27 protein-coding genes and 2 pseudogenes are annotated in these 18,347 nt (G+C 62.9%); 17 read left to right on the top strand and 12 right to left on the bottom strand.

The window, feature by feature from the left end; translation table 11 throughout:
- Positions 1–281: 281 nt before the first annotated feature.
- A pseudogene (locus tag AC3ANQ_RS08330) lies at positions 282–545 on the bottom strand (LemA family protein); the annotation flags it as partial.
- A gap of 299 nt (positions 546–844) precedes the next feature.
- Here AC3ANQ_RS08330 and AC3ANQ_RS08325 point away from each other — a divergent pair.
- The gene (locus tag AC3ANQ_RS08325) at positions 845–1,591 is read left to right on the top strand and encodes a DUF2637 domain-containing protein (RefSeq protein WP_488304659.1); all 747 of its coding nucleotides are present in this window, start codon (positions 845–847) and stop codon (positions 1,589–1,591) included.
- A gap of 28 nt (positions 1,592–1,619) precedes the next feature.
- Here the strand turns inward: AC3ANQ_RS08325 and AC3ANQ_RS08320 are convergent, their stop codons facing one another.
- From AC3ANQ_RS08320 to AC3ANQ_RS08305, 4 genes and pseudogenes are all read right to left on the bottom strand, one after another.
- Complete coding sequence (locus AC3ANQ_RS08320; RefSeq protein ID WP_488305413.1) at positions 1,620–1,784, bottom strand: hypothetical protein; 165 nt, start codon at positions 1,782–1,784, stop codon at positions 1,620–1,622.
- A gap of 81 nt (positions 1,785–1,865) precedes the next feature.
- A pseudogene (locus AC3ANQ_RS08315) lies at positions 1,866–1,967 on the bottom strand (DUF2510 domain-containing protein); the annotation flags it as partial.
- Positions 1,968–2,061: 94 nt separating this feature from the next.
- Positions 2,062–2,739 carry a hypothetical protein gene (locus AC3ANQ_RS08310; RefSeq protein ID WP_488304658.1) on the bottom strand — a complete coding sequence of 226 codons (678 nt, stop codon included), beginning with the start codon at positions 2,737–2,739 and terminating at the stop codon, positions 2,062–2,064.
- 58 nt (positions 2,740–2,797) lie between these two features.
- Positions 2,798–3,505, bottom strand: a complete 708-nt coding sequence (locus AC3ANQ_RS08305; protein WP_488304657.1) for a hypothetical protein — start codon at positions 3,503–3,505, stop codon at positions 2,798–2,800.
- Between the two features lie 254 nt (positions 3,506–3,759).
- On the opposite strand from AC3ANQ_RS08305, the gene AC3ANQ_RS08300 reads away from it, so the two are divergent.
- The gene (locus tag AC3ANQ_RS08300) at positions 3,760–3,888 is read left to right on the top strand and encodes a hypothetical protein (protein ID WP_488304656.1); all 129 of its coding nucleotides are present in this window, start codon (positions 3,760–3,762) and stop codon (positions 3,886–3,888) included.
- A 450-nt stretch (positions 3,889–4,338) separates the two neighbouring features.
- Here the strand turns inward: AC3ANQ_RS08300 and AC3ANQ_RS08295 are convergent, their stop codons facing one another.
- Both AC3ANQ_RS08295 and AC3ANQ_RS08290 read right to left on the bottom strand, forming a co-directional pair.
- Positions 4,339–4,695 carry a hypothetical protein gene (locus AC3ANQ_RS08295; RefSeq protein WP_488304655.1) on the bottom strand — a complete coding sequence of 119 codons (357 nt, stop codon included), beginning with the start codon at positions 4,693–4,695 and terminating at the stop codon, positions 4,339–4,341.
- A gap of 37 nt (positions 4,696–4,732) precedes the next feature.
- On the bottom strand, positions 4,733–5,335 hold the full coding sequence (locus AC3ANQ_RS08290; protein ID WP_488304654.1) for a hypothetical protein: 603 nt from the start codon (positions 5,333–5,335) through the stop codon (positions 4,733–4,735).
- Between the two features lie 153 nt (positions 5,336–5,488).
- On the opposite strand from AC3ANQ_RS08290, the gene AC3ANQ_RS08285 reads away from it, so the two are divergent.
- Positions 5,489–5,650, top strand: coding sequence for a hypothetical protein (locus AC3ANQ_RS08285; protein WP_488304653.1), 162 nt, complete (start codon positions 5,489–5,491; stop codon positions 5,648–5,650).
- A 729-nt stretch (positions 5,651–6,379) separates the two neighbouring features.
- Positions 6,380–7,672 carry an AAA family ATPase gene (locus tag AC3ANQ_RS08280; protein ID WP_488304652.1) on the top strand — a complete coding sequence of 431 codons (1,293 nt, stop codon included), beginning with the start codon at positions 6,380–6,382 and terminating at the stop codon, positions 7,670–7,672.
- 104 nt (positions 7,673–7,776) lie between these two features.
- Here the strand turns inward: AC3ANQ_RS08280 and AC3ANQ_RS08275 are convergent, their stop codons facing one another.
- On the bottom strand, positions 7,777–7,959 hold the full coding sequence (locus tag AC3ANQ_RS08275; RefSeq protein WP_488304651.1) for a hypothetical protein: 183 nt from the start codon (positions 7,957–7,959) through the stop codon (positions 7,777–7,779).
- Positions 7,960–8,113: 154 nt separating this feature from the next.
- On the opposite strand from AC3ANQ_RS08275, the gene AC3ANQ_RS08270 reads away from it, so the two are divergent.
- Both AC3ANQ_RS08270 and AC3ANQ_RS08265 read left to right on the top strand, forming a co-directional pair.
- Complete coding sequence (locus AC3ANQ_RS08270; protein WP_488304650.1) at positions 8,114–8,371, top strand: helix-turn-helix transcriptional regulator; 258 nt, start codon at positions 8,114–8,116, stop codon at positions 8,369–8,371.
- Positions 8,368–9,615, top strand: a complete 1,248-nt coding sequence (locus AC3ANQ_RS08265; RefSeq protein ID WP_488304649.1) for a type II toxin-antitoxin system HipA family toxin — start codon at positions 8,368–8,370, stop codon at positions 9,613–9,615. The genes AC3ANQ_RS08270 and AC3ANQ_RS08265 overlap by 4 nt, the downstream gene beginning before the upstream one ends.
- Here AC3ANQ_RS08265 and AC3ANQ_RS08260 read toward each other — a convergent pair.
- Both AC3ANQ_RS08260 and AC3ANQ_RS08255 read right to left on the bottom strand, forming a co-directional pair.
- Complete coding sequence (locus AC3ANQ_RS08260) at positions 9,612–10,004, bottom strand: hypothetical protein (protein WP_488304648.1); 393 nt, start codon at positions 10,002–10,004, stop codon at positions 9,612–9,614. The two genes, AC3ANQ_RS08265 and AC3ANQ_RS08260, sit on opposite strands and share 4 nt — an antisense overlap.
- Positions 10,001–10,555 carry a hypothetical protein gene (locus AC3ANQ_RS08255; protein WP_488304647.1) on the bottom strand — a complete coding sequence of 185 codons (555 nt, stop codon included), beginning with the start codon at positions 10,553–10,555 and terminating at the stop codon, positions 10,001–10,003. The genes AC3ANQ_RS08260 and AC3ANQ_RS08255 overlap by 4 nt, the downstream gene beginning before the upstream one ends.
- Before the next feature lie 283 nt (positions 10,556–10,838).
- Here AC3ANQ_RS08255 and AC3ANQ_RS08250 point away from each other — a divergent pair, with 283 nt between their 5' ends.
- The 6 genes from AC3ANQ_RS08250 to AC3ANQ_RS08225 all read left to right on the top strand — a co-directional run bounded on the left by AC3ANQ_RS08250 (position 10,839) and on the right by AC3ANQ_RS08225 (position 14,344).
- On the top strand, positions 10,839–11,204 hold the full coding sequence (locus AC3ANQ_RS08250; protein ID WP_488304646.1) for a hypothetical protein: 366 nt from the start codon (positions 10,839–10,841) through the stop codon (positions 11,202–11,204).
- Positions 11,205–11,311: 107 nt separating this feature from the next.
- On the top strand, positions 11,312–12,061 hold the full coding sequence (locus AC3ANQ_RS08245; protein ID WP_488304645.1) for a hypothetical protein: 750 nt from the start codon (positions 11,312–11,314) through the stop codon (positions 12,059–12,061).
- Positions 12,062–12,713: 652 nt separating this feature from the next.
- Positions 12,714–13,130, top strand: a complete 417-nt coding sequence (locus AC3ANQ_RS08240; protein WP_488304644.1) for a hypothetical protein — start codon at positions 12,714–12,716, stop codon at positions 13,128–13,130.
- 77 nt (positions 13,131–13,207) lie between these two features.
- Positions 13,208–13,348 carry a hypothetical protein gene (locus AC3ANQ_RS08235; protein WP_488304643.1) on the top strand — a complete coding sequence of 47 codons (141 nt, stop codon included), beginning with the start codon at positions 13,208–13,210 and terminating at the stop codon, positions 13,346–13,348.
- 298 nt (positions 13,349–13,646) lie between these two features.
- Positions 13,647–14,036 carry a hypothetical protein gene (locus AC3ANQ_RS08230; RefSeq protein WP_488304642.1) on the top strand — a complete coding sequence of 130 codons (390 nt, stop codon included), beginning with the start codon at positions 13,647–13,649 and terminating at the stop codon, positions 14,034–14,036.
- Positions 14,033–14,344, top strand: a complete 312-nt coding sequence (locus tag AC3ANQ_RS08225) for a hypothetical protein (RefSeq protein WP_488304641.1) — start codon at positions 14,033–14,035, stop codon at positions 14,342–14,344. The genes AC3ANQ_RS08230 and AC3ANQ_RS08225 overlap by 4 nt, the downstream gene beginning before the upstream one ends.
- 45 nt (positions 14,345–14,389) lie before the next feature.
- Here the strand turns inward: AC3ANQ_RS08225 and AC3ANQ_RS08220 are convergent, their stop codons facing one another.
- Positions 14,390–14,818: a hypothetical protein gene (locus AC3ANQ_RS08220; protein WP_488304640.1), complete on the bottom strand. Its 429-nt coding sequence runs from the start codon at positions 14,816–14,818 to the stop codon at positions 14,390–14,392.
- Positions 14,819–15,112: 294 nt separating this feature from the next.
- On the opposite strand from AC3ANQ_RS08220, the gene AC3ANQ_RS08215 reads away from it, so the two are divergent.
- The 5 genes from AC3ANQ_RS08215 (at position 15,113) to AC3ANQ_RS08195 (ending at position 17,691) form a co-directional block, all read left to right on the top strand.
- Positions 15,113–15,604 (top strand): hypothetical protein, encoded by a 492-nt coding sequence (locus AC3ANQ_RS08215; protein WP_488304639.1) that lies wholly within the window; start codon positions 15,113–15,115, stop codon positions 15,602–15,604.
- 310 nt (positions 15,605–15,914) lie between these two features.
- On the top strand, positions 15,915–16,706 hold the full coding sequence (locus AC3ANQ_RS08210; RefSeq protein ID WP_488304638.1) for a hypothetical protein: 792 nt from the start codon (positions 15,915–15,917) through the stop codon (positions 16,704–16,706).
- Between the two features lie 122 nt (positions 16,707–16,828).
- Positions 16,829–16,966, top strand: a complete 138-nt coding sequence (locus tag AC3ANQ_RS08205; RefSeq protein ID WP_488304637.1) for a hypothetical protein — start codon at positions 16,829–16,831, stop codon at positions 16,964–16,966.
- 59 nt (positions 16,967–17,025) lie between these two features.
- Positions 17,026–17,277 (top strand): hypothetical protein, encoded by a 252-nt coding sequence (locus tag AC3ANQ_RS08200; RefSeq protein WP_488304636.1) that lies wholly within the window; start codon positions 17,026–17,028, stop codon positions 17,275–17,277.
- 81 nt (positions 17,278–17,358) lie between these two features.
- Complete coding sequence (locus AC3ANQ_RS08195) at positions 17,359–17,691, top strand: hypothetical protein (RefSeq protein ID WP_488304635.1); 333 nt, start codon at positions 17,359–17,361, stop codon at positions 17,689–17,691.
- Between the two features lie 123 nt (positions 17,692–17,814).
- On the opposite strand, the gene AC3ANQ_RS08190 is transcribed toward AC3ANQ_RS08195, so the two are convergent.
- Positions 17,815–18,249: a DUF7793 family protein gene (locus tag AC3ANQ_RS08190; protein WP_488304634.1), complete on the bottom strand. Its 435-nt coding sequence runs from the start codon at positions 18,247–18,249 to the stop codon at positions 17,815–17,817.
- Positions 18,250–18,347 lie beyond the last annotated feature (98 nt).

Here is an 18,347-nt window from a genome sequence, read left to right as displayed (position 1 = left end):
ATGCTGGCCTCAGCATCTCGATACTCGCTGCCGCGTTGTTCTGTGTCATTGTCATTGTCCAGAACTGCTCAAAGGGCTTCCGGCCGCCAAAAGGCTCTGAGATCGGCAAGGATCTGCTCGCGGCCCTGTGGGGCATCGGATTCGCAATCCCGCTCATTTTTGTCGCTCTGGACGGAAAGCTCACGCCCACGGCAGATTGGATTGTCCCCGGTGGGCTGGCGTTCGTCAGGATCCTCTTCCCTGCCATCCGGCCACGCCGGGTACCCGACGCCGAGACGACGCTACCGAGGTATGAAAGTTCCCCAAGCTGTACCGTGCCCGAGGACGGGAGCCAGTAAACTACCCGGGAAACTCTCGCGGACGCTGTTGTAGTGTTCGGCTGCGTCGTTGTAGGCGGCCTGGGCGGCCACAATCTCCGGGGTCGTGTCCTGCAGCGTTTTCGCGGCGGCAGTGAACTCCTTATTGGCGACCAGGCCTGGGTGTTTTGCGGCAGTCGTCATCAGGCGGTTCAGAGACGTTACCAGGGCCGACTGTGCATCGGCATATTTGCGGGGAGCCGCAACCGGCTGTCCCGGCGGCGATCAGGACGGTCAATGCAAGGGCGCGAAGAGTGCGGGTCGAGGGGTTCATGGGCCTCATGTGTACGGACTTTCGGACGGCTCTCACCAGGGGTTTTTGGGGTGGTCCTTTTGTGTGGTCCAGGGTGGTCCTTTTAGTGGTCCATGCGGTGGTCCATCCCGAATCAGCAGGGTGGTCCTTTTAGTGGTCCATAGACTGTCGTGGACCACCCCTAGACTGGGCATCCAGAGGCGGCCCGAGGGCCAGAGGAGCAGGGAGGACATCTGTGAGCGCACGAATCGAACCAGACGGCCGGACAATGATGCTGCTATCGCTGGGGCTCGTGGGGATCCTCGCGATCGCCAGTTTTACCCTCTCGTTCCTGGGTTTGATCCAGGCCGCGACATGGGCCGGCATCCCTTCCGAACTCCGCTGGCTCGTCCCCATCGTCGTCGACTCAACGATCCTCGTATACGCCGTTGCGGCCAGTGTTCAAAGGGCTAGAGGGGAATCGACGGCCCTTTCCTGGGTCGCCGTCGGCTTCTTCACGTTCGTTTCCGTCCTCGCCAACGCAGCGCACGTCTTGGCGCCCGGCGGTGTGCTCACGGCCTGGAATGGGACTGTCATGTTCGGGGCGTTCCTGGCAGCCATAATGCCGGTCAGCTTGTTCTTCGCGACGGAGACGACCGTGAAGCTCGCGGTTGCTCCGGTGTATGGGTCGGTGGCGTCCCGCCGGCGCCGCGCGCAGAAGAAATTGGACCAGATGGACCACTCACGGACCGGAGAAAAGGACCAGTGGACCACTTCAAATGGACCACGTAAAGGACCAGCTGATGGACCACTTGTGGACCACCAAAAGGACCACCCGCGGACCACCCCGAAAAAGCGCGCTGAGGTCGACCCGAAAACGATCCGTGAACTGGCCGATCAGGACCTCAGCCAGCGGGCAATCGCGCAGCGGCTCGGGGTGTCAAAAACGACAGTCGCCAGGGTCCTCAGCGACCGAGAATCATCTAGCCTGACGATGGCCTAGCAGCCCGGCTATGCCTTGGCCGAAACGGTCAGGCCTTCCAGTAGTGGTTAGGACTCATGCCGTAGTAGACCATCCAGATGAATCCGATGCCGCCCGTGAAGATGGAGATGAGGATCCATTTGGTCATGCTGTGGGGGGTCTGCTGGCGGTTGTAGACGACCTCGCGGTTGACGTTGAGATTCGATGAAGTCATCGGGCCCCAGCTGTTCCGCTGCTGTGGAGCTGGCTGCTGGTAAGGCTGTGGCGCGTAGCCTGCGTGCGGTGGAGGCATCACGGGGGCAGATTGGAAGTGGTCCGTCCATTGAGTGCCGTCAAACCATCGCTGGCGGCCCGGGGTTGTCTGATCGTCGTACCAACCAGCTGGTGGAGTTGTCATTGGACTCTCGGCCTTTCGTATCCCGGTGGCCACATGGCCGAAACTACTCTGACCTTACGGGACGTACTTAGCACTCCGGATGAGACGACACACGTTAGTCGAAGCCGTTGTCGTCGTCGAGGACGATCCGGGAGCGGATGGTTTGGGGTGCTGCCGGCGCTTTGATGAAGTCCTCGGCGAGGTCTTCCAAGGCGAGATTCTCCGTCGGGCGTTGTTCGGCCTCGAAGTCGGCGATACCGGCCTCGGCGACTGCCTCGAATTCCTTGTCTGCAGCGTCCTTCGCCGAGACGACTTCGTGGAGCTCCTCCACGGCGGCGGCCATCCCGCCCACTACTTCGTCGATGGGCATGGGCTTGGTGGCGGTCGGTTCATTAACGGTCTCTGCGGCCGAGGTCGGCTTTGGTGCGGCTTTGGTGGCTTTCGCGGCGGCGACCTTCGCGGGTTTGCCTTCGCAGCCTGCGGTGACCTGGCACTTTGACGGCGCGGTGTCCGAGGTGAGGATGAACATGCCGCAGACCGGGCAGATGACCGGAACGACAGCCGGGCTGATCCTGATAAGACTGATCTCCGGCTGGCGGCGGCTCATCAGGTCCAGCTGGGCATCGTCCATGTCGAGGGCCTTGAATGCCTTGATGACGTTGACATCGTCGGCTGCCATGGCTGCAGTCAACCCGTCCCAGGAGTTCTGTTTGCATTTGCGCAGCACGGCAAGGCCGAGGCTAACCGCCTGGGCGGTCTCCCCGTACTCGGAATTGGTTTCCAGGCCCGCCATCAGCGGTCCCCTGTCGTGCTCATGCTGATCATGTGTGCGGCAGGCCGTCGTCCCGTCATCAGGCGGCCAGCTCGTAGCCGCGGGCGTCCATGACATCCAAGACGATGTGTTCGATGATGTCGCCCAGGGACTTGAACTGCTTCTCCATCTCCAGGTCCTCCGGGGTGATGGCCTTGTAGGCGTTGGACTGCTCGTTCAGTGCCGAGGTCATCTCGGTGACGTTGTTGTCGGCGCCCGGGAGCATGACGTTCAGATCCTTCGCCTTGTTCCGAAGAATCGCTCGCATGTGGGCATCAAGGGTGTTGGTCGCGAGCAGCGTCGTAACCATGCAGGTGTTCTGCTGCCCGATTCGATTGCAGTTGTGGACAGCAGCGCTACCGACCACGTACGACTCGTCGCCTTCCAACGACAGGTCCCAGAGTCGCTCCCCGCGTTTCGCGTATCTGGAAGTGACCTTTGAGACTCGCCTCCAGTTCCAGGGACCCTCGTGAGTGTCATCCGTGAATTCAGTCACATAGGAGTCACTCGCATTCATTGCGTTGATAGTAGATGTCGCATCCTTGAAGCCGCCTCGAATGGTCCTCGTGCCTGTCCAGTACCCGAGAGCTGCTGCGATGAGCCCAAGCTGGCCGCTCAGGGACGTTGAAACCGTTGTCCACGAGAACACTGCCTTCTCACCGTTGGCCGACACCTTAGCGTGCCCGTCGCCGGCCATGTAACCGAGGAAAACCTGCTCGAGCTGGGACTTCGAAAGGTCGAAATCCATGACGGGAAACGCTTGTTTTGGGCGCGGTGTCCGAACATCTGCAGGAACCACGCGGCAAGGTCCTGGGAAAAGATTCTCATCTCGATGCCGTTGTGATTGCGCTTGTAGATCGTGAACTTGAATCCGAGCGTCCGCTAAAGATATTCACCATGGGCCCGGAGCGCATGCTCCTCGTTCCGGTGACCCGAGATGGATACGAAAGCGCCTTTGGACTCAAACTATGGAGGACACGCTTCTGCTTGAAAGGGGCGGTCGTGGTTGACCTGTTGATCGAATACTTCCTGGAGGACATTCTGTGTCCGTTGATCGTCCTCCTGGTCGCCATCTCCGTGTTTGCCGTCGTGATGCGCACGGAACGCGTGCGGGAGCCCGCCGATGGGTAGGCCAGGTCCTCTTGAGCGCGGCCGCGGATACCTCCGTACCCGTTCGGCGCCGGCCGAACCTTTGGCCTTCTCCCTGAACGGCCACGATTTCGAAACGGACGGCAAAGACCTCTGGGTCACTCCCCGGGTTCCGCCCGGATCGACCGAATCAAGGTCAGCCGGTATCTGGTCGACCAATCGATCCGCAAGGGCTACCCTCGTGAGCTCATCCGACCAGACCTGATGACTGAGGAGTGGGCCCGCGCTGCCGCCCTCTTCTGGTTGGAATGGTCCCGCGCCGACGAGGCCGCGATATGTTCCGCATGTCGTTCTCAAGCTCACAGAGCCGGAGCATGCCATCGACCAATTCCTCGGCGGTGGCATGCAAGAACCTGTCCCATTCGGCGAGCCATATCTGTCGGTGCGGCTCGTAGCCGAAACGGCCCTCGCGCCGCTCGGCACCTTCGTATTTCACCACGTGGCCTCGAAGTGGATGTGAGCCGCGCCAATGACCTTGGCCGGAGTATCCAGATGATTGGCGGGCGAGTCCTGTTCCCCGAATAAGGTCGAGGGGCTGATCGCCCAGAGGGCCAAATCGGTGTCGGGCACACCGGCCTCGCGCGCAACCGTAATGAGTTTCGGAATGACCGGGAGAATCTCCCTCCCGGCGAACTGATATTTGGGGAGCCACAGCTCGCCTGCGTACTCGAAGGCGAGAAGTTTTCCCTCGCGGCTGAGCTTTACGACCTGGGCCGGGTCCGGCGCAATGGGGTTCATCAGCACGGCGGCCTCGGGGAGGGAGAACGACCCAAGGCACAATCGCTTCATCCAGCGTTCCTTGGCCGCCTCAGCGCGGGCTAGGGCGTCATCGTGCTGCATCTCTAGTACCCCCGGGCAGGCCGGTGGTGTCCGGCGAACGGGGCGGCGGCTCGACGCCCAACAATGCTGCGACTCTCCGCAGATCCTTCAGTGTCAGTCCTCGCTCGTCGAAGGGCCGAACCAGCTTCACCTCGGCGATGTTGGCGTGCATCTCTGTTAGATGCGCCTCGAGGTCTCTTGTCTGGCCGCCTGCCGGCTCGTTATCAACCCAGATCACGCGCACTGGCGTCTCCCAGACGTCTTCGGCGGCATCCCTGACGCCAAACCACTTCCAAGGCCGCTGAGAGCGGGCGTACATGAAAATTTCCTCGGGAGAGGGGTCATGGAAGACCTCGAATTCCGGGAGGCCGATTGACCGGGCCAGGAATCTAGCTTTCCGCCCCCAGGAAGAAAGCCATTTAATGTCTGCGCCTTGCGCGTGGAACGAGCTAAGGGCGGCAATGACGTATGGGCGAATGCGCACGGTCGTTGGCGCATAGGGCGGGACGACGAGGTTGAATTCCTGCAATCCTCGGAGCCCTGTCGTGGTCCACGGGTACCGAGTCGGCACGATGGTGCCATCGACGTCGAGCAGGACCAAGGTTTTCATAGCTCACACATTACGGCCCCGCGAACCGCGCCAGCGTTTTCTCCGGCGCCCTCTCACCGACGGTGACGAGCGTGTCTGAATCGGCAATCGTGTCCTCCTCAGGATGGCGGATGTCCTGGTCGAGAGTCGGTCGCCTTGTCGCCCTAGGGATCCATGGTCCAGACAAGATCCCCGGAGTTTGCCTCCCGCAAGGAACGCAACGCCGATGCGAGTGTTGAATCCCTCTGGTTGTCCAACGCCGCAACGAGAACGGGGTTAGCGAATCCGGAGGGCCCACATCTGGTCTTCGACGCGGATGGCTACCTCTCGACGTAGTAGCCGACAAAGCTTTCGAGCGCTAAGTACCAACTCCCTTGGCGGCTCGTAGAGACGTTATTGTGACTTCAGAATGGCCTAATGGCTGCGTTGTTAGCGTCCGCGAAATCCTGCTGCGAAACCCGGGCCAGCTGGATTCGAACATCCTCGTGTTCGCGCCTTGGCGGCCCCTTCTGAAGCGAACGTTACCTGACCGAAGAAAAGAATGCCAACGGGCGGCGGGAAGGCGACCGATCGCAACCAGGCCGGGCATCCCGCGTCCGTGGCCAAGGTCCTGTCGAGGCGGGGCCGACCCGGGTCACCCGGGCATTGCGCTCTCGGGTTGCACTTGACCGACCAAAACCGACCGGAAACCGACCCCTGGGTCGGTCAGCAAAAACCGCGCCAACACTGGGAAGCAGGGCCCCTATATATATAAAACCGACTTAACCGACCTTTTAACTCTCTCTATAGGGGGACCCCGGTATATATAGCCAATACATATCTCTTCTCTATATAAGCCCGCACATCCCCAAAAAGGTCGGTTAGGTCGGCAGAAACCACAAAAACCGCGCCAACACTGGGATCCAAGGCCATAAAACTAACCGACCGGGGTGCGGCAAAGGTCGGCAGGAGGCAGTCTTGACCGACTGCGGGCTCGAATCGAGAGTGCAATCGGGTTCGGAAAAGGGCTCCGGGAGCTGTTTCGCGACGGTGAGGGGGCCAACCTCCGCCGTACACATGGGGTACATGACATTCGGACTTGATCTCTCAGACCTCGGAATTGACGCCGCCCCCGGCACCACGGTGACCGAACCGGAACCTCTTGTTGAGGATGACGGGCGGACCCTTGTGATCGGTTCTGTGCTCGCCAAGGCTCTGCACAGCGTCTGGTCCGGGTCTCCGGTGACGGTCATCGACTCCCCTCCGGGTGCCGGCAAGACCTGGCTGGTCACCATGATCGTTGCGTACCTGAAAGAGCGTTCCGATCTGAAAATGATCATCGGCTGCCCGACCCGCAACGGCGCCTACGACATTTCCGCGCGCATCGCCGCCGAGCTGGGGCCGGACAAGAACGGCAACCCGCAGGTCGCCCTTTCCGTCAACAACATGGAACCGCCCGAAGGCGTCTCCCAAGGCGGCGCCCACGACGGTGGACGCAACACCCCGGTGGTGCGGACTCTCGCGTCGTTGAAGTCTTCGTCGGCCAGCACCGACTGTGATTTGATGATTGTCGACGAGGCCTACCAGGCAACGTTCGCGGACGTGGCGGCAGCAGCCGACAACGCCCAGCAGGTTTTGTTCGTCGGTGACCCCGGGCAGATCGGCCCTGTCGTCACGATTGCTACCGACGCATTCCGCGGCAAGCAGCGCGCGCCCCACATGCGGGCTCCCGAGGTGTTCTCCCAGATGGAGGGTGCTGAGATTCTGTCCATGGACACGACCTACCGTCTGGGCCAGGAAACTGTCGATGTGATCGCACCCCTGTACAAGTTCCCTTTCACGTCCCAGCGTCCTGACCGCTACCTGACCGATGCGTTCGGTAACCGGGCCTCCGAGATCGTCCCGCTCCAGCTGGAGGTCTCGCCGACGTATGACCACCTGCCTACCCTGGAAATCATCGCCCGGCATGCCGCTGACCTGGTCGGCACGACGCTGGTCGAGTTCGACAAGGACGGCATGCCCGTCACCCGGCTCCTGGGAACCGCGGATGTCGCCGTCGTCGTCGCCCACAACGCCCAGGAGACGAAGATCAAGGCCATTCTGGAATCGTTCAAGATGGACGGCATCACGGTCGGCACCGCTGACAAGCTGCAGGGCGGCCAGTGGCACGCCGTGGTGGCAATGGATCCGCTGATCGGCTACACCACCGCCGGAACGCACCAACTCTCCCCCGGCCGGCTTTGTGTCATGGCTTCCCGCCACATGACCTGCTTGCTGTGGTGCTGGCAGGACGGCTGGGAAGATGTCTTGTTCGACCCGGACATCGATCAGGACGAAGCGGCCCTCGGCCGCCGGGTCCGCTACCGTCTCACCGCCTGATCGGAACCCGGACCTAGGTTCCGGGCCGAACCGGGACCAATAAAAGAGTGACGGCACCGAATCGGTGCCGTCACTCTTTTTGTCTAGGGGTGCGCGATTCCCGATTACTTGACGAGGCGCAGGACTGGGCGACGCCGGAGGTGCGTCATCGTGCCGGGCTGGAGCAGGAAGACCGAAGCGGCGAGCAGGATGGCCAGGACGGATAGGCCGTTGAAGGACTCGGGGATGATGCCGAGGACAAGGGCGGAAGCGAGGATGGTCAGCTGGAGGATCTGTCGGGTGCTCATGCCGGGTATGTGTGCGGTGCTTCACAGAAGTGTCTCCGTTGGGCGGAAAAGTGCACCCAACGGTTCCCGTTGTATGAAATATCGAACATTCCTCCATGGAAGCTGAATGTTCGAGATATTGAACAAATGCGCATGTTGGCAATATGATCGATATATGGAACATGACCAGCTGACCCCGTTTTACCGGGCCGTCGATGCGCCGTCCCTGGGACGGTCCATCGCGGACGCGCGCAAGGAAGCCGGCCTGACCCAGCAGGATCTGGCGGATCGGCTCAAAGTGACCCGCGGAACCGTTATCCGGCTTGAGCGGGGTGAGGCGGTATCCGTCGTGGTCGCCATGCGGGCAATCAGGGTCCTGGGCCGTGACGTTGCCCTTGTGCCGCGCTTCTCGAAGCTTCAGGTCATCTCATGAGTGCACGCACCCTCGATGTTTTCCTTCGCGGCAGGCGGATCGGTGAGCTTCAGGGCAGCGGGCTTAAGCTGTCTTTCCTGTACGACCTGGCACCCTTGGCCGAGTATGGCGCCGAGTCCATCCTGCTGTCGCTGTCCATGCCCCTGAGCCGGAAGAGGATCGGCGGGCCGGAGGTCTACAACTTCTTCGACGGACTCCTGCCGGAAGGCCAGGTGCGGTCCCATATTGCCAAAGAAAACAAGCTCACCGCACCGGATGCCTTCGGCCTTCTCCGCGTGCTGGGTGCCGACTGCGCCGGCGCCGTTCAAGTCCTGCCGCCCGGCGAATCGCCTGAACTGCCCGGCGCTGCGATTCCGATGACGGACGACGAGGTGACGGGGGTTGTGGAGTCACTCCCGACCTGGGACCTGCCCGACGACTTCCTCGTCACCGCGTCCCTGGGCGGTGTCCAGTCCAAGGTGTTGCTGACACGGAACGGCTGCGGCTGGGCATGGCCGGGGCGCGGAGCCGTCTCCACCCACATCGTCAAGCCGGAGCCCCTGGACTCGACCATCCCCGATCTCCTCGGCTCGGAGGACTGGGCGCTGAAGACGGCTGCGGCCGCCGGCTTGCCCGCCGCGAAGGCGCACCTGGAGAATTTCGGGACCAGACAGGCCATCGTCGTGGACAGGTTCGACCGGGCGCCGGATGGTAGCCGGCTGCACCAGGAAGATTTCACCCAGGCGTTGGCGCTGACGAGCGCAGCGAAGTACGAAGGCACCTCGGCCCCGCCATCGCGGCTTACCCGCCTGGTCAATGCGGCCGCCCCGCACACGCGCGATGACGCCGAGTTCCGCAGGGATCTGCTCCGGGCTGTCTCCTTCAACGTGGCGATCGGCAACGGGGACGCCCACTCCAAGAATTACTCGCTCATCTTGCGGGACGGCGGCGAAGTGCTGCTCGCCCCGCTCTACGATGTGGCGCCCACCCTGCTGCTCTATGCGGCCAGCAACAACGCCGGCCATGCCGTGGCAGGGCAGATCCGCCTGGGCTACATCACCCTGGAACACCTCGTTCGCGAGGGTACAGCCTGGGGAATGGACGCGGATGACGCACGGCAGACCGCGGTGTCGGTTCTGGAGTCCATTGCAGAAGCGGCCGCCGGATCCTCGGCCCAGGGCAATCTCGGGTTCCTGCGGGAGCTTGTTCCGGCCCGCGTCAGCGACCTGCTTGACGGCAACACCGCGCGGCGCACTCTGAGCTAAGCCGCGGACCGGCGGGCGATCCTCTCCGCCAACGCCCTGTTGGATCCGGCGATTCTCTGCACGGTGTCGCGGGCCTCGACGTCGGTAATCCAGTCAAAGACCGATCCGTCGGCGTCACGCACGGCGACCGTCAGGTCACCGTACCGCCCGCCCAGGATGCTGGCCCGGCCGGTGAGTGCGTTCATGCCGTGGCGGAGCCGAGCGACAGCAGCCGCGTCCGGTTCGGGCAAGTATTCTGGATCCACGGTGCGCACGAAGGTGCGGACCAAATCGGTGCCGAGGGTGTGGTTGTCCTTGGCATACGCGAGCCGGTCCAGGGAGATAGCGAACCGGGCCTCGGGGTCGGCGGCGATGCGCTGCTTCCATTCGGCAAGGACGGTATCGCTCATTCGGCGGCCCCGGTCTTCGCCCCGAACTTTTCGTTCAGTTTCTTCCACATGGCATACTCCGGGTCAGCGGCGCCGAGCGCCTTCGCATCGTCGGCGTCGAGCTGCACGATGTGGAGTAAGTCAGCCGACTCCAGGCGCGTGGATTTCCGGGCTGCGTCCAGATCGAACCCCTGCTTCCACTCCTCAACGGTGCTGTAGATCCTCGCGGGGGCCAGGAGAATCCTGATGTCGCCGCGGTCACCCTGTACCCCAAGCCCTTCGGCCGCGGCGTAGGCGGCCGGGAAATTGTCGAAGAAGCCCGCTACATATCCGCCGGTGCGCCCTTCGGTTTGGTCTTTCGACCCGTAAACCTCAAACAGGCTCCCCTCGGGCACTTGAGCTGTGACGGCGTAGATGGCGGCATCCGGAGACAGTGCTTCGGTGGCAGCCAGGATGGAAGGATAGACGTCGTTTTCCCACCGTCGCGCCGAATTATCCAAGCTGACCGTGCCAGTGGTGAGATCGAAATTGATGTGTTTTGGCTGCAGGTTCATGTAGGCCGTGATCTTCATGTGCCCCATGTGTACGGCACAGGCCACTCCTTGCCCCGTGGTTGGACGCACCCGCTAACACGGTGTGAGCGTGATCACGGAAAGAAATTCTTCAGGAACGCGTAACCCTCTCAGCGTCAGCAGCGATTACCTCTTTGGTGACCTTCGGAGTGAACGACCGGATGGAACCCAATGGATGCGGCCGGCGGCGGCAGAATCGTTTGAGACCGGTCTTCTGACCGCCGCCGCCCGCCTGCCCGCTTCAGCGATGAGGATGTGGGTATGCTCCGCACACATAAGTCACATGACGACCACGAAAACCCCCTCCGTCCGGCTCAGTGACGAGAAGATCATCGACCTCCTGGACCACTACGGCTCTGCTACTGCCTATTGGGCGGCCAGTGCCACTGTCGACAAAGACGCAAAGACCTGCCGGATCATCGTGCGGGACTTCGTGCGCGAGCTGCTGCCCGACGACGAAGTACCCTCGGACAAAACCCTCACTTTCGATCAATTGCGTGGAGCGTTCAACACCTTGGCCAGCACAAACAAGCTGCCCGACCGGGAGGTATTCATGGTCGAGACCGACAACGATACTCGCGGCTTCGATGCCTTGGTCGTGGACAGAACAGTCCAACAAGCCATATTCGGGGAGATTTACGTCGGCTGATTTCTTTCCAGCCGCTCTCCCGACCATTTCCCACTCGCTGCGGTGAGGACGGGGTTGGGGTCTACGCATGGTCCCTGGTGAATATGCCAGATGCTGAGGAGGCTACTGTGATCACGCTCCGGTTCCGCCGCGCGGCACTGACCGTTCCACTTGCTGCTGTCGCCATGATGCTGCTGTCTGCCCCTGCGCAAGCCGACACTTGCATGCTCGATGACAAAGGCAACCAGGTCTGCGGGGCCAGCGGATTCGGTCCGTCCGCAGGACAGCCCGGCGCGTACACTGGCGTTGGCATCAACAACGGCACCCCCGGCGCGATCGGCCCGGACGGACGCCCGATGACGGCTGCAACTCCGCCGGCATGGTCGGCCCCCGGGTACCAGCCGCCTCCGGCCCCGGCTCCCGCGCCGAATGACCCTGGCGTGCTCACCGGCACCCTGCCACCTGGGGTGACTGAACCCGGAACCTCCGGGGTCACCGCAAGAGTCCCCCCAGCCCAGCCGGTTACGAAGGAGCTGCCTCCGGCTAATCCGCCCGGTGCATCAAACGGATCCGGGGCTTCAGCTTCCGGATCCTCTGCGTCGACCGCCGCCGCGGCGACGCCGTCGTCGACGGCAGCACCGTCGGCACGGGCTACCCCGGTACCTACGATGACCGAGATGGCGGTCCACACCCCGCCCCCGACGACGACGTCGCCGTCGTCGCAGGCCGCGGTCAGCCCGGCATCGCAGACTGCGCCGTTCAACCCGGTCCCGCTATTGACGATCATCGGTATCGTGGCGATCGCCGGAGGCGCCGTCTGGTTCGTACCGGGTATCCGTTCCGCAGTCGCCGGGCTGCTGCGCCGCGGCGGGCACTGACACACCCGTCTCCAATGCGGGGAGACCCGACGCCGGTTCCGTACACATGGGCCCTCGGCCGGACTCAGACCATCAGAATGGAATCCGGTGACACGTCACTGATGAACACCGGATACCCTCCGGCTGATTCCACTGTGGAGGCAAAGACGATCATGTAAACCAGTAGTTAGTCCTGAGTGATCCTGCCCCATAAGACAGGTACCGCCACTCTTGCCCAAGCGGTGGCCGGCCCTTAGGCTCCGGACTGGCCGCTATTTCGGCGGGCGCCAGCCGACATCCGATGGCCGCAGCGCAGCAGCGCGCCGCGGCGATTTCCTTCGGACACCGACATTAGCTCGGCTTCCGCCAACCGAAGACCCGAGAGAAGGGCAGACCTCGGTCGCGTTGACAAAGGTCTGGCTCCGCAGCTGGAGCTCACGGTCCACAGCTACGCCGAGCACGGGAAAGGGGTTTTGCTGACGTTCATTTAGTTGGCGGATTTTTACGTGGTGTCAGCTTGTCGTTTCTCACCCGCTACGTGGCTGGCGGATGTACCTCTTCTTTCAACTCAAGTTTGGGAATCTGATGTCCAAGTCCAAAATTCTTTCAAGCATCGTCCTCGCCGCCGCTCTTTCTCTGTCGGTCAGTGCTGCACCCGCGATGGCAGCCCCTCATGGTGGTGGTCACAGCGATCGCGGCGGCGATCACAACGACGGCGGTCGCGGCGGCGATCACGGCGGTCGCGGCGACGGCGGTCGCGGCGGCGATCACGGCGGGCGCGGCGGCGGCGGCACCCACGGCGGCGGCAACGGCGGCAACAACGGCGGCGGCACCGGCGGCGGCACTCCTCCCGGTGGTACTCCTCCCGGTGGCACCCTCCCCCCTGTACAGGTCTGAGCGCGTTCCGACAACCGTGAGTCCAGCAATTGCTGTGAGCGTTAGCCCCGGCATTGCCCGGGCGCAGCACGGCGGCCAGGATATCCCCGGTTCCGTTGCCGGCACCATAGTTAACGCTGGCGATCAAGGGCGCGAACCCGTACCCGCCCTTGTAGGCCTGGTCCTCCTGAAGGTGTCTTCAGGGGCAATCTAGGGTGACGCCAGGAGGACGTCATCGCCAATGGATTCCTCAACCCATTCCTTGACGCCGTCAGCGGCCAGATTCCTCCCATGTGTGACCCGCTCGCCCGGGCACCGCTGATGTCCGTGACCTCCGACGTCTACCAAACACGCCTCTACACAAAGTCCCAGAATAACGACACCCGGATACGGCTCGCCGCCGTCCGCGAAGCCATTGCCACCTCCCCCTAAGCTGAAACTGCGATTCATCAACCAGCGAGCCTCGAAGCGGGCTCAACTCAGACCTGCAGAACCGGTCCCAACTCAAACTGCCATAATCAGGACCCGATCGATCAGGATCGGCGCCGGTGCGATGACCCGGATCTTACTGTTTGCTTTCACGGATGGTCTCCTTGCCTAGGGTAGGCAGCACAGTACGCCGCCGACGCTGGCCGAAGGAAGATGTTCGCGATCCTTTCCCGTGTCGTACGCGGATGATTCGCGGCTGGAGGCGGTGAGAGCCGGCACCAACTCCGTACACATGGTGTCCATGACATCCCTCCGCGATGAAGCACAGAACCCTGAAACTTCGCCCGAGCGCCTCCACGAACTGATCAATCTCCCCGGCAACCGGGGCGACGGCGACTCGGATGCCGGCTGGTGCCGCGAGTACGTCGCCGCCAACCAATCCGCGTCCCTGGAGACACTCAGGGAACTCGCCACCGACCAGGACGACTGCATGGCCCGTCGGAACGCCGCGAACAACCCCTCACTGGATAGCCAGACCCTGTGGATGATGATCGAGGACAAAGACGACATCACCGCCGACGCTGCCCGGGCACGCCTTGGTCTGATTCCGAAGCCTCGCCCGAACGCTTTCGCCCGGGCAGTCCACATCCCCCAGATCGACCCGAAGACCGGCAGGATATTTAAGCCATGAGCCCGCGGGCATACGACTTGGTCGGCAACGTGATGCACCCGGCTGAGGTCTTCCCTCGTCTTGAGGCTATGGAGGCCATGGCCCAGACCCTGGAGGACGCCGGCCACGCCGACGCTGCCGTTGAAACGCGCCAGTACCTTGCAGAGGCACAAGCCTTCGCCGAGCTCACTCAGAGGCGTCTCAACCGGCTCCGCGGCGTCTGGCTTGCGGTCGAGATGACCGATGGTCCCGGCACGCCACCTGCTGAACGCCGGGCCAAGGTGGACGCTGCCGTGGACGCCTACCGGAACCTAGGAAGCGAAACCTGAGCCCGGCGGGAGAAAAGGCCAGCCCGCTCCTGACCGATCCCACGATCAGGGCCACCTGACGATGTCGGTGGACACCGGGTAGCCAAGGTCTTCCAGACAGGCCAGTACTGTGCCTGGCTCATGCGACAGGAAATACCAAGGCGGACCGCTGACCGGGATGATCCTGATGGCGTCGTGAGCGGTTAGCCAGGTCCTGACGCGCTCGATCTTGGCGACTTCGGCCCGTTGAAGAGACCAGGGCCCGAAGAGTCTCCCCAAGCCGTACGCGACGCTGAAGTTGAGAGCTTCGGATGTGGGGCTGAGCACCAGCATCCTGTACGCCGGATGGACGGCAAGGCCGCCCCAAATGGTCTCTTTGGAGCGCACGGTCCCTCCACCGTCGAAGTGCTCCTCCTCAAGAAACACCTCGGGCCGGGGCCGTTCCTTCCTAAGAGTGGTGACCGCCATGGCCACACCGACCAGCACGAGCACCACACCCGAGACTATGAACTGAATCCGTGACGGGGCCGCGGCCGCGAAAAAGAGGGCTGTAACCAGAAAGAATAGCTGGAGCGGGGTGGTTCTTATCGATGAGATCCGCCGGGTCCGGCGATACATGTTCAATGAGACCCCTGGCTACTGGATGGTTAGCGCCAACCCTAGGGCGAAGCCGTCGTTCTGCATAGCCGGTCAGAAGCCCACCCCGGTTTGGGCTCATGACTCATGTGCCCAAGGTTCACCAGCGGCCGGCCGGGGAGCTTTCCTGTCTTTGCCCCACACATGCAGGGCATGGAACCGTTCCGCATCATCATGACCCGCGAAGAGCTCGCCGCCCTGAGCATCGATTCGATCGTCTGTCCGCCGCGATTCCCAGGGCACGCATACCGCAAAGCGTGGGCCGGCAGAGTCCCCGACGACGGACGCAGCGACATCTACGTCGGGTTCGGGTCCACCCGCGAGTGGAACATCCACGAACTCTGGACGATCCTGACCATGCATTGCCCCACGGATGCCCCCGAAGCGTGGGTGTTGTGGGATGCCGCAGCGACCGCGCCCGAGCCGTTGAAGCCGAGCTCGTGGACGTCGATCATCCCGGGCCGCAGCCCGGTCAAGAAGGCGCATACCGGTCTGGGCAACGCAAAGGCGGCGATCTCCCATCAGATGTACGGCGGCGTGGCCAGCGTGGACATGTCGATTCAGGAGCTGAACCCGGTCACGGGCAAGTTCGAAACCTTATTCAGCATCCCTAAGGGGACCTTCAGGTCCCAGCTGCCCTGGTAGCGGAAAGAAGCCATGCAACCATTCCGCAGTGTCCGCTCCGAAGCGGAACTCGAAGCCGTCGCTGCCGACTCGCTCGTCTGTCCGGCCTACTCGCTGAAGACCATTTCGAGAAGGCAGCCCCGAACGAATGGGTCGAGCCTGGCAGCGAAGAGGAGATCACGCCAGCCGTGTTTTGGGGGATCCTTATCACCTACACGGCCGCCCGATGTGCTGTCCTGCAAGCCCCTTACCCTGGCCTCGATTGCGCCCAGGCAACCGCCGATCATACCAAAGCCTCCCCCAGGGCACGCTCGGAGCCTAGAATGTGGACATGATGCGGACGGGCGACGGCTCCTCGGGGCCGGACAGGAACAGGCCCAGCCTCCTGCGACGGCTCGGAGCGGGAGCGGGCAGCATGCTCGTCGGCGCGGCGGCCGCCCTGGGCGCAGTGGCTGCTGCGTCCCACCCCCCGGAGGCGGGCACCAACACATCACCCCGTGAGGCCACGAAGGAGAACACCCCGGATCTTCTTTTGCCCCTGGAGGACGATTCGTCCTCCGGGGGCGGACTGGCGCCAGACATCGCGGCGCGCGTGTCCCAGAAGCACGAGCCCAGCCCCGCTGAGGACCCACTGGCCGCACTCCTCTCACCCTCTGCCATTGGCGCCGCTGCCGCCGCCGCGGTCTCCGCACTTGCGGAGATCTTCAAAGAAGCATCCAAGGACCTGGTCAAAGACGAGACCAAGGACAGGCTCAAAGCGCTGCTCCACCGGTCGGTCAGCGGCAAGGGGACCGCGGACGATGTCCTGCTTACCCCGGAGCAATGGGCGGCGGTCCAGGCTGCCGCCGAGAAGAGGGCCAGGGAATCCTTCGACGACGCGCGGGCCCGGGCCATCGGCGCCGATCTGGCCGCCGAGCTCGAACTCGCCTGGGACAGGTCCGATGAGCGGGTCATTGACATGGTCCGTCACGCATATGCCGCCGGCGCCTTCGAGGAAGAAGTGAAGCGCGCCGTGAAAGCAGCCGCGGAAGCCGGGCGGCGTCAAGCGGCTACCGACGCCGCTGAGAAAGGGCGCGCGGCGGGGCGCCGGATACGACTCTGGCCGGACGGCGACAACCACTAGATAGGCATTGGCTGTCCTGCCTGTCTATGCGCAACCGGTAGCCAGGGACGCGGCCGGCGCCTCCGATACGATCATCCTGGACGAGGACCGGGGAGTCTGGGTCCTCATCGACGCCGCATCCCGTGCAACCGGTCCGCCTTCCCCGTGCCGACGACTCCCTCGACTTCCTCACCCGTGCCCGCCCGGACAAGCACCGCATCGACTTCCACCCTGTTGAGCGCATCGAGACAGGCACATCCGCCGACACCTTGCCTTGGTAGGCCGAGTCGCTATCATGTAGCCACAGCATCTGCGCTGTTCTGTGACCGGAGGTTCAGCGATGCCTCAACATCCCGACGAAGTTGTCCGCCACACCCGCGACGATCTGGTTCAGGCGTTGGCTGACGTACTCGGTTCCACGCCGGATGACGCCAGGATTCATGACGCCCTCGAGCAGGTCATAGACGAGTTCGCCCTCGGCGCTTTTGATCCCGAAGCGGTATATGAACGGTTCTTCCGCGACGGACCAGTCGCCACGGATCTGGACCTGCTGGCAGTCAGGGGCTGGGCTAAAGGCCGACTCCTTCTGTAGTAAGCCGCGGCATGCCGGGGCGGTGAGGGCGGGGTGAGTCCCCGCACACATGAGGGGCTGAACAGTCCTGATTGGAGATTCATGCCTGACATCAAACTGAAGCCCGTGACTCCCGGCAAGTGGAACAAGCCGGCCTGGTTCCGGACCCGAACCGCCGAACTCGGACCGGACCGCAAAACCGGCGAAGGATCAACTTTCCTGGTGACCGCCGATGTCTACCTCGATGGTGAACACATCGGTTCCGTCACGGGAACTCTCAAGCCCAACACTACCGTCCGTGACTGGGTCCCGGACCGGACCGGTGCCGGAATCAAGCAGCACGGCACCACCCGGTTCCAGGCCGTCGACGCCCTGGTCCGCACCCACCTGACCGACCTGCAGCAGTACCCGATCGCCCACCTGGCCGCCGCCTAGGATCCGCAGAAAGCCCCGACGTATTCGTGCTTGGAACGCTTATCTTGGAGGCCATGTGCCAATCATGGATTGGTGTTTGACGCACGATGGGGTCTTCGAGAGTGTAGGCGAGAAATATGTCTATTACACCAGGAGGCCCGAGGCATCGGGTCTCTCATCAGTCAGGCTGACGGATTCTTCCAACGCTTCCGGAACCGGCAACCGGTTCAGCCATTCCCTGGCCTCCTCGACGGAAGTGAAGTATCCGCGCGGGCACACCTGCTCCCGCATCAGGGCCCCGGCCATCACCCGGTCGACCACGGTGGCCCCGACTAGTGCCACAGCGGATACAAACTGCGTCCCCTGCAGCGTCATTCTGGACTCGAGGCTCATATACACGTCCACGACCTCTACGAGCATGGGCTGCAGCCGGCCTCCGCTCACGCCCCGGATGGCTGCGACGACGGCGTCAGCATCGTCGCCCGACACCGATGATCCGGGCGCCCACCGCAGATGGAAGGTGCCTTGCGCATCCACGTTCAAGGTTGCGTGTGTGCAGGTCAACGCGATTTCCATCATGATGGGCCCCTTAGTCCTCCCCTGAGGTTAGCGGTCTCCGAGGCACAGAAGTGATTTATCGAACATTTTCGTCAGTTCTTCCGCCGACCGAAGCCCCA

This window comes from Arthrobacter sp. DMZ02-1R (assembly GCF_057747935.1).
The sequence above is the reverse complement of the archived record's forward strand: the minus strand, read 5'-3'. Positions and strand labels throughout refer to the sequence as shown.

Bases quoted from the DNA above. Each gene is read 5' to 3' on its own strand.
- AC3ANQ_RS08320 (WP_488305413.1), bottom strand. From the start codon at position 1,784: ATGACTTCATCGAATCTCAACGTCAACCGCGAGGTCGTCTACAACCGC.
- AC3ANQ_RS08310 (WP_488304658.1), bottom strand. From the start codon at position 2,739: ATGGCGGGCCTGGAAACCAATTCCGAGTACGGGGAGACCGCCCAGGCG.
- AC3ANQ_RS08305 (WP_488304657.1), bottom strand. From the start codon at position 3,505: ATGGATTTCGACCTTTCGAAGTCCCAGCTCGAGCAGGTTTTCCTCGGT.
- AC3ANQ_RS08295 (WP_488304655.1), bottom strand. From the start codon at position 4,695: ATGAAGCGATTGTGCCTTGGGTCGTTCTCCCTCCCCGAGGCCGCCGTG.
- AC3ANQ_RS08290 (WP_488304654.1), bottom strand. From the start codon at position 5,335: ATGAAAACCTTGGTCCTGCTCGACGTCGATGGCACCATCGTGCCGACT.
- AC3ANQ_RS08285 (WP_488304653.1), top strand. From the start codon at position 5,489: ATGGTCCAGACAAGATCCCCGGAGTTTGCCTCCCGCAAGGAACGCAAC.
- AC3ANQ_RS08280 (WP_488304652.1), top strand. From the start codon at position 6,380: ATGACATTCGGACTTGATCTCTCAGACCTCGGAATTGACGCCGCCCCC.
- AC3ANQ_RS08275 (WP_488304651.1), bottom strand. From the start codon at position 7,959: ATGAGCACCCGACAGATCCTCCAGCTGACCATCCTCGCTTCCGCCCTT.
- AC3ANQ_RS08270 (WP_488304650.1), top strand. From the start codon at position 8,114: ATGGAACATGACCAGCTGACCCCGTTTTACCGGGCCGTCGATGCGCCG.
- AC3ANQ_RS08265 (WP_488304649.1), top strand. From the start codon at position 8,368: ATGAGTGCACGCACCCTCGATGTTTTCCTTCGCGGCAGGCGGATCGGT.
- AC3ANQ_RS08260 (WP_488304648.1), bottom strand. From the start codon at position 10,004: ATGAGCGATACCGTCCTTGCCGAATGGAAGCAGCGCATCGCCGCCGAC.
- AC3ANQ_RS08255 (WP_488304647.1), bottom strand. From the start codon at position 10,555: ATGAAGATCACGGCCTACATGAACCTGCAGCCAAAACACATCAATTTC.
- AC3ANQ_RS08250 (WP_488304646.1), top strand. From the start codon at position 10,839: ATGACGACCACGAAAACCCCCTCCGTCCGGCTCAGTGACGAGAAGATC.
- AC3ANQ_RS08240 (WP_488304644.1), top strand. From the start codon at position 12,714: ATGGTGGTGGTCACAGCGATCGCGGCGGCGATCACAACGACGGCGGTC.
- AC3ANQ_RS08235 (WP_488304643.1), top strand. From the start codon at position 13,208: ATGTGTGACCCGCTCGCCCGGGCACCGCTGATGTCCGTGACCTCCGAC.
- AC3ANQ_RS08230 (WP_488304642.1), top strand. From the start codon at position 13,647: ATGACATCCCTCCGCGATGAAGCACAGAACCCTGAAACTTCGCCCGAG.
- AC3ANQ_RS08225 (WP_488304641.1), top strand. From the start codon at position 14,033: ATGAGCCCGCGGGCATACGACTTGGTCGGCAACGTGATGCACCCGGCT.
- AC3ANQ_RS08215 (WP_488304639.1), top strand. From the start codon at position 15,113: ATGGAACCGTTCCGCATCATCATGACCCGCGAAGAGCTCGCCGCCCTG.
- AC3ANQ_RS08210 (WP_488304638.1), top strand. From the start codon at position 15,915: ATGATGCGGACGGGCGACGGCTCCTCGGGGCCGGACAGGAACAGGCCC.
- AC3ANQ_RS08200 (WP_488304636.1), top strand. From the start codon at position 17,026: ATGCCTCAACATCCCGACGAAGTTGTCCGCCACACCCGCGACGATCTG.
- AC3ANQ_RS08195 (WP_488304635.1), top strand. From the start codon at position 17,359: ATGCCTGACATCAAACTGAAGCCCGTGACTCCCGGCAAGTGGAACAAG.
- AC3ANQ_RS08190 (WP_488304634.1), bottom strand. From the start codon at position 18,249: ATGATGGAAATCGCGTTGACCTGCACACACGCAACCTTGAACGTGGAT.